This window comes from Methylobacterium sp. WL103 (assembly GCF_008039885.1).
In the GTDB taxonomy this organism is placed as follows: Bacteria; Pseudomonadota; Alphaproteobacteria; order Rhizobiales; family Beijerinckiaceae; genus Methylobacterium; species Methylobacterium cerastii.
Window position 1 is genome coordinate 1 of the sequence record NZ_VRUX01000227.1, and the last position, 6,556, is coordinate 6,556.

A 6,556-nucleotide genomic window follows, 5' to 3' on the forward strand; every position below is an offset into this window, starting at 1 on the left:
GCCGTCGGCGGCGCGTCCCAACACGAGGTCGCGCACCACCGGCGCGACGGCGACGTCGGAGAAGCCAGCCTCGGCGAGCAGGCGGCGCAGGGCGTCCGCGTCGGCGAAGCGGAACGGGCCGGGGCCCGAGAAGTCCGGCGGGCTCGCGTCCGGCACCAGTGGCAGCACCGCCGCGCGGGGCACGGTGACCCAGGGGTTGTCGGCCATCGCCTGCCAGCACAGGAAGCTCCGGCTTGTGGTTCAGCGTCTGGAACACGACGCAATAGCGCTCGGTGAGCTTGAGCAGCTGGTCGAGCTTCTCCTGCGGCGCGTCGGTGTCGAGGGAAAACGCGAGCCGGATCGCGCGAAAACCCACCGGCGCCTCCTTGTCGACGCCCAGCGTCCCGCGGAAGTCGAGGTCGCCCTCGGCGCTCACGGTGCCGGCCCGCAGGGGGATCTCGAGGGCGGTGGCGACGGCCTTCAGCGTGACGCCGGCGCAGGCGACCAGCGCCTCGAGCAGCATGTCGCCCGAGCACAGCTCGGCGCCCGAGCCGCCGGTGGCCGGGTGCAGGCCGGCCACCGCCAGCGCGCGGCCGGTCTCGACCTTGCAGGCGATCGACGTGTCGTCGAGAGAGCCCTTCGCCCGCAGGGTGATGACGGCGGCGTCGGGGGTGTTGCGGTACTGGTCCTTCAGCGGGGCCTGAAGCGCGCGCAGCGTGGTGGCGTCCATCGTCGTCTCCTCCATCGTAGGTCGTCGTCGGTCGCGGTTAGCGGGAACTGCCCCACGGCTCAACCGGTGCCGCCTGCTACCACCAGTTCCCGGCGGGCGCCGCGGCGGACTGCGCCTCGGCGGGGCGGAGCGAACGGTCGAGCGCGGCCAGGATCGCGCGGGCCGCAGCCTCGCTCTGCGACGAGGCGGGGTCGCGCGGGCGTGGGCTTCCGAGCCGCACCGTCTCGTCGAGGCGGCCGGGCTTGGGGCGCATCACCACGGCGCGGTCGGCGAGCGCCACCGCCTCGCCGACGTCGTGGGTGACGATGAGGATGGTCGGGCGCGTCTCGGCCCAGAGGGCGAGCAGGTGCCCGTGCAGGTCCTTGCGGGTGAAGGCGTCGAGCGCCGAGAACGGCTCGTCCATCAGCAGAACGTCGGGGTCGACCGCGAGTGCGCGGGCGATGGCGACGCGCTGGCGCTGCCCGCCCGAGAGCTGGTGCGGCCAGCGCTGAGCGAGGTCGCCGAGCCCGACAAGGGCCAGCATCTCGCCGGCCTTGGCGCGACGCTCGGCACGCGACAGGCCGCTGTTCTCGAGGCCGAACGCCACGTTGTCGATGACGCGCCGCCACGGCAGCAGGCGCGCATCCTGGAACACCAGGGCCATCGGCGTGCGGCACCCGGGGCGCGTCGCAAGGTCGACGGTGCCGGAACTAGGCGCGGCGAGCCCGATCAGCACCCGCAGCAGCGTCGACTTGCCGACGCCGGATTCGCCGACGATCACCAGGAACTCGCCGCGCGCGACCGTGAGGTCGAGGTTCGACAGGATGACGTTGCGCGTGCCCGCGCGCTCGTAGGCGAGGCCGAGGCCGCGGAAGGCGACGATCGGGGCGTGCGGGGCGGTGTCGGCTGTCATGCGCTTAGGCCCGCCAACGCAGGAGCCAGCCCTGCAGGGCGACGAAGGCGGAATCGAACAGCCCGTAGAGCCCGGCCATGGTCAGCATGTAGACCACCACGATGTCGGTCGAGAGCAGGCTCGAGGCCTGCATCATCCGCTGCCCGACGCCGGGCACGCCGAAGATCTCGGCCGCGACCACCGCCATCCAGGCCTGGCCCAGGGCCGTGCGCAGGCCGACGAGGATGCCCGGCGTCGCCGCGGGCAGCAGGATCTTGGTCAGCCGAGCGGGGGCCGAGCGGAAGCCGAAGGCCTGCGCCAACTCGATCAGGTCGCGGTCGACGCCGCGCACGGCGCCCTGCGTCGCGAAGAACACGATCCAGAACACGCCGACGGCGATGATGAACACGGCGGCCGAGGGCTCGACCCCGAACCAGATGATGGCGAAGGGCACCCAGGCGAGGCCGGGGATCGGCCGGAGCAGGCGCACCACCCAGGCGGTCGCCGACTCGAAGGTCCGCGACATGCCGCCGACGAGCCCCAGGGCGATCCCGGCGCCGGCGCCGACCGCGAGCCCCACGAGGTAGTGGCTGAGGCTCGACGCCACCGCCTCGAACCAGACGCCGAGCTCGATCTCGCGCAGGAACGCGGCCGGGATCGTGGTCGGCGGCGGCAGGAAGGCCGGATTGATCAGCCCGAGCCGCGGCGCGGCCTCCCAGACGAGCAGGAAGGCGGCGAGCCCCGCGGCCGACAGCAGGATCGAGCGGAGGAAGGTCAGCGCGCGACCGCCTTCTCGTAGAAGCCCGGCACGAACAGGCCGTCCATCGGCACGTCCTTGTCGAGGGTGCCGATGCTCACCTGGTAGGCCTGCATCTTCTTCGTGGCCTCGATGATCACGCGCGGGTCGGCGGTGAACTTCGCCGCCGGCGAGGAGAGCGCCTTCCGGATGGTGGCGAGGTCGGTGATGCCCTTGCCGAGCGCCTTCTCGACCGGCGGCGCGGCGCGCGCCGGATCGGTCTTGAGCAGGTCGGTCGCCTTCACCAGCGCATCCACGAGCCCTTGCACGGCGGCCGGGTTGCGGTCGGCGAAGGCGCCGGAGACGGCGACGACGGTGCCGGGCTGATCGGGGAACATCTCGGCACCGGTGGCGATCAGCGTGATCGCCGGGTTGCGCTGTTGGACGATCGTCAGCGCCGGCTCGCGGATCGAGGCGCCGTCCACCGCGCCGGCGAGCAGCGCCTGCTGCGTCGCGTCGATGCCCATGGCGACGACGTCGGCGTTCGCCTTGTCGGTCTTGGCCACCTGCCAGAGCCAGTGCTGCAGCGTCGTGTTCGGCACCGAGCCCGGCGGCTGGGTCGCGAGGCGGGCGGCGCGGCCCTCCTTCTCGCGGTAGCGGCGGAACGCCTCCGCCTTGTCGGCGGTGGCCGCGAAGTAGGGTGCGAGCTTGGGGCCGGCGACGAACACCATCTCCTCGACCGCGGTCGCGGCGACCACGCGCACGTCGATGTTCTTGGTGCGCGCCACGGCCAGCGGCGCGATGCCGGCGACGTAGACGTCGATGGTGCCCGACGCCAGCGCCTGGATCATGTTCGGGCCGGACTCGAAGGTGGTGAAGCCGGGCTTGAGCCCGGCGGCCTCGAGCCAACCCTCGCCGTTGGCGACGAAGATCGGCGCCGCACCGATCACCGGGATCACGCCGATGCGGACGGAGACCAACGCGGTCTGCGCCGGGGCGGCGCCCGCGCCGAGGGCGAACAGGGCCGCGGCGAGGATCGTACGGCGGAGGGGGAGGTAGCGCATGGGCTCTCAGGGTCCGGGCTCGGGGACCGACGGGTTCGGCGTTCGCCGCTCCCATGCCACAGGCCGGCGAAAGGTCAAATCGCTTGTCTCATGCGCAGGCCTTGCGGCGTCGGCAGTCCCAAGATGATCGATGTAACCATATGGTCACGACCATACGTCGGAGCGTCATGACGCTTGAACCGTTAATTCAACCGTCAGGTGCGAGAGTCGCAACGCGTACTCATCAAAATCAAGTGAGGCCGATATTTATGAATCTGCAAGTCGTTGCGATCCGGATTCGGGTAATCTAACTGCTTTGCCGACGTAACAAATCCAACTTGGCGATGCTCGTCGCGATGCTGTGTTTCACCTGCCTGACCTGTGGCGTCGGCCTCGCCGCATTGTCGACGCGCGACGCCGAACGTGCACCGATGCTGGAACGCTGGAGCGGGATCTGCCTGCTCGCCGGCCTTGTGCTGCTCGGTGTCAGCCTGCCGTTCTTTCGCTGAGGACGCTACACAACCGGAACAGGCCGGTCCCGCCCCCGTTGTCCCGCGACTGCGGCACGTCTTCCGCGGCATCGATCGAGGGAATCCATCTCATGAGCCTACTCGGCAGCATCGTCAGCAAGATCCTGCATCCGTTCGGGGGGGCCTCGTCCTCGGCCGCGCCCTCGACCACGGATGCCGGCGGCTCCAGCAGCCCGGCCTCGACCTCCACCACGGCCGACGCGTCGCCGTCGGCCTCCACCTCGGGCGGCCAGGTCGACGTCGAAGCCGTGCTCAACGGCATGGCCGAGAAGAACTCCCAGACGCTGAACTGGCGCACTTCGATCGTGGACCTGATGAAGCTCCTCGATCTCGATTCGAGCCTGACCGCCCGCAAGCAGCTCGCCGACGAGCTGCACTACACCGGTGACAAGGACGATTCGGCGACCATGAACGTCTGGCTGCACAAGCAGGTGATCAAGAAGCTCGAAGAGAACGGCGGCAAGGTGCCGGCCGACCTCAAGGACTGATCGCGTCCTCGGACCAGAAGCGAAGCCCGGCCGTCGCGCCGGGCTTTTTCATGCCCGGCGCACGCCTCATTTGCCCGTGCGCACCCGCGTCCAGGCTCGCGTGACGAAACGCTGGGTGCGGTCGTCCCAGGCGGTGTTGACCGAGAGGCGCTGCATCGTCGCCTCGTCGGGGTAGATGCCGGGATTGGACAGGATCTCGGGCTTCACGAACGCCTTCGCGGGCAGGTTGCCGCTGGCGTAGGAAACGAAGTTGGTGTTGGCCGCCGCCACCTCAGGGCGCAGCATGTAGTCGATGAAGCTCAGCGCCTCGGCAGGGTGGGCGGCGTCCTTCGGGATCGCGAAGGCGTCGAACCACATCAGCGTGCCTTCCTTCGGGATGAGGTAGGCGATCTCGACGCCGTTCTTGGCCTCGTCGGCCCGCTTCTTCGCCTGCAGCACGTCGCCGGAATAGCCGACCGCGACGCAGAGGTCGCCGTTGGCGAGCGACTGGATGTATTCCGAGGAGTGGAACTTCCGCACCGTGCCGCGCACCTTGAACAGCGCGTCGGTGACCTGGGTGATGTCGTCCCAGCGCTTCGAATCGCTCTTCAGGCCGAAGGTCGGCAGCATGCTCGGGATCAGGTCCTCGGGGCTGTCGAGCATCATGATCCCGCAATCCTTCAGCTTGTTCGCCGAGGCCGCGTTGAGGACGAGATTCCAGCTGTTGAGGGCGGCGTTCGTGCCCAGGCGCTCGCGCACCAGCCCGAGGTTGAGCCCGAGCCCGGTGGTGCCCCACATGTAGTCGACGGCGTAGGCGTTGCCGGGATCGTAGGTGGCGAGCCGCCCGGCGATCTCCGGCCAAGCGTTTCCGAGGTTCTTGAGCTTGGCCTTGTCGAGGGGCAGGAACGCGCCGGCCTTGATCAGCCGCTGCAGGAACGGCCCCGAGGGCACGACCACGTCGTAGCCGGACTTGCCGGCGAGCAGCTTCGTCTCGAGGATCTCGTTGTTGTCGTAGGTGTCGTAGACGACCTTGATCCCGGTCTCGCGGGTGAAGGCCTCGAGCACCTTCGGGTCGACGTAGTCCGACCAGTTGTAGATGTTGACGACCCGCTCGGGGCCGGCCGCCAGCGCCGGCCCGCCCGCGAGCATCAGTCCCGCGAGCAGGATCGCGCGGGCGCACCGGACCATCCGCATCGCGGCGCCCTTCACTTGCCCGAGCGGGCGGCGACGACGACGATCTCGACGAGGTATTCCGGTCCGGCGAGCTTGGCCTCGACGGTCGCGCGGCCGGGCGGGTTTACCTTCGACACCCAGGCGTCCCAGGCTGCGTTCATCTCGGAGAAGGTCCCGATGTCGGCCAGGTAGATCGTCGCCATCAGGATGCGCTCCTTGTCGCTGCCGGCATCCGACAGCAACCGGTCGATCTGTCCCAGAATCTGCTGCGTCTGCGCGGTGACGCCGGTGCCGACCGTGTCGGCCGCGACCTGGCCCGCGAGGTACACCGTGTCGCCGTAGGCGACGCCCTGCGCCATTCGTGCGCCCGGCTCGAAGCGTTCGATCGTCATGCCCTGTCCTCAGCTGCGGTTCGGACCGCTTCTGCCGCCCGGCGCCAGCCAGGTAAAGGGGCGCCGCGCCGGCGATCGAGCCAGAGAAGGCATGGAAAAAGGTCCGATCGCGGCCAATCCGTCGCAACCCACGAAGCCGACCGTGCGTTTCACGTCCGTTCTAGCGTCGCGTCATCGGATAAGCGGCGTCACATCGTCAGGCGTCACGTCGCGAAGGGGTTCGTCATGGGTATTCTCTGGACCATCATCATCGGTTTTCTCGCCGGCGTCGTCGCCAAGTTCATCATGCCTGGTTCGAACGAGCCCGCGGGCTTCATTCTGACCACCATCCTCGGCATCGTCGGCGCTTTCGTCGCTACCTTCCTCGGTCAGGCGCTCGGCTGGTACGGCCCGAACCAGGGCGCAGGCTTCATCGGCGCGGTCGTCGGCGCGATCGTCGTGCTCGCGATCTACGGCTTCGTCGCCAGCCGCGGCCGCACCACGACGCTCTGAGGTCCATTTCACTTAGACGACCGACCAAAAAAAGGGGGCGCCGCGAGGCGCCCCCTTTTTTCGTCTCGCTTCGTCGAAGCTCAGAGCCGGTCGGAGACCGCCTTCATCGCGCAATGGCCGGTGGCGCCGCGCAGCGCCAGGCC

Annotated in this window: 8 protein-coding genes and 1 pseudogene; 3 read left to right on the forward strand and 6 right to left on the reverse strand. The window is 69.3% G+C overall.

Annotation, left to right across the window (positions count from 1 at the left end):
• Positions 1-223 precede the first annotated feature (223 nt).
• The 4 genes and pseudogenes from FV222_RS14490 to FV222_RS14505 all read right to left on the reverse strand — a co-directional run.
• A pseudogene (locus tag FV222_RS14490) lies at positions 224-709 on the reverse strand (OsmC family protein); the annotation flags it as partial.
• Between the two features lie 76 nt (positions 710-785).
• Entirely contained in the window at positions 786-1,601 is an 816-nt protein-coding gene (locus tag FV222_RS14495) for an ABC transporter ATP-binding protein (protein WP_147814806.1), read from the reverse strand.
• 4 nt (positions 1,602-1,605) lie between these two features.
• Positions 1,606-2,358 (reverse strand): ABC transporter permease, encoded by a 753-nt coding sequence (locus tag FV222_RS14500; protein WP_147814812.1) that lies wholly within the window; start codon positions 2,356-2,358, stop codon positions 1,606-1,608.
• A complete protein-coding gene (locus FV222_RS14505) occupies positions 2,355-3,380 on the reverse strand; it encodes an ABC transporter substrate-binding protein (RefSeq protein WP_147814808.1) in 1,026 nt (341 codons plus the stop codon). The genes FV222_RS14500 and FV222_RS14505 overlap by 4 nt, the downstream gene beginning before the upstream one ends.
• A 317-nt stretch (positions 3,381-3,697) precedes the next feature.
• On the opposite strand from FV222_RS14505, the gene FV222_RS29660 reads away from it, so the two are divergent.
• Both FV222_RS29660 and FV222_RS14510 read left to right on the forward strand, forming a co-directional pair.
• Positions 3,698-3,868 (forward strand): hypothetical protein, encoded by a 171-nt coding sequence (locus tag FV222_RS29660; protein ID WP_187277338.1) that lies wholly within the window; start codon positions 3,698-3,700, stop codon positions 3,866-3,868.
• Positions 3,869-3,960: 92 nt separating this feature from the next.
• Positions 3,961-4,377: a DUF3597 domain-containing protein gene (locus FV222_RS14510; protein WP_147750954.1), complete on the forward strand. Its 417-nt coding sequence runs from the start codon at positions 3,961-3,963 to the stop codon at positions 4,375-4,377.
• Positions 4,378-4,443: 66 nt separating this feature from the next.
• On the opposite strand, the gene FV222_RS14515 is transcribed toward FV222_RS14510, so the two are convergent.
• Both FV222_RS14515 and FV222_RS14520 read right to left on the reverse strand, forming a co-directional pair.
• Entirely contained in the window at positions 4,444-5,505 is a 1,062-nt protein-coding gene (locus FV222_RS14515) for a polyamine ABC transporter substrate-binding protein (protein ID WP_246685471.1), read from the reverse strand.
• 56 nt (positions 5,506-5,561) lie between these two features.
• On the reverse strand, positions 5,562-5,921 hold the full coding sequence (locus FV222_RS14520; protein WP_147814810.1) for a RidA family protein: 360 nt from the start codon (positions 5,919-5,921) through the stop codon (positions 5,562-5,564).
• Positions 5,922-6,146: 225 nt separating this feature from the next.
• Between FV222_RS14520 and FV222_RS14525 the strand changes: the two genes are divergently transcribed.
• Positions 6,147-6,413: a GlsB/YeaQ/YmgE family stress response membrane protein gene (locus tag FV222_RS14525; protein ID WP_147750956.1), complete on the forward strand. Its 267-nt coding sequence runs from the start codon at positions 6,147-6,149 to the stop codon at positions 6,411-6,413.
• Positions 6,414-6,556 lie beyond the last annotated feature (143 nt).

What these genes read in the sequence shown, in the direction of transcription:
- FV222_RS14520 (WP_147814810.1), bottom strand. Translation starts at nt 5,921, where the DNA reads ATGACGATCGAACGCTTCGAGCCGGGCGCACGAATGGCGCAGGGCGTC.
- FV222_RS14525 (WP_147750956.1), top strand. Translation starts at nt 6,147, where the DNA reads ATGGGTATTCTCTGGACCATCATCATCGGTTTTCTCGCCGGCGTCGTC.
- FV222_RS14510 (WP_147750954.1), top strand. Translation starts at nt 3,961, where the DNA reads ATGAGCCTACTCGGCAGCATCGTCAGCAAGATCCTGCATCCGTTCGGG.
- FV222_RS14505 (WP_147814808.1), bottom strand. Translation starts at nt 3,380, where the DNA reads ATGCGCTACCTCCCCCTCCGCCGTACGATCCTCGCCGCGGCCCTGTTC.
- FV222_RS14515 (WP_246685471.1), bottom strand. Translation starts at nt 5,505, where the DNA reads ATGCTCGCGGGCGGGCCGGCGCTGGCGGCCGGCCCCGAGCGGGTCGTC.
- FV222_RS14495 (WP_147814806.1), bottom strand. Translation starts at nt 1,601, where the DNA reads ATGACAGCCGACACCGCCCCGCACGCCCCGATCGTCGCCTTCCGCGGC.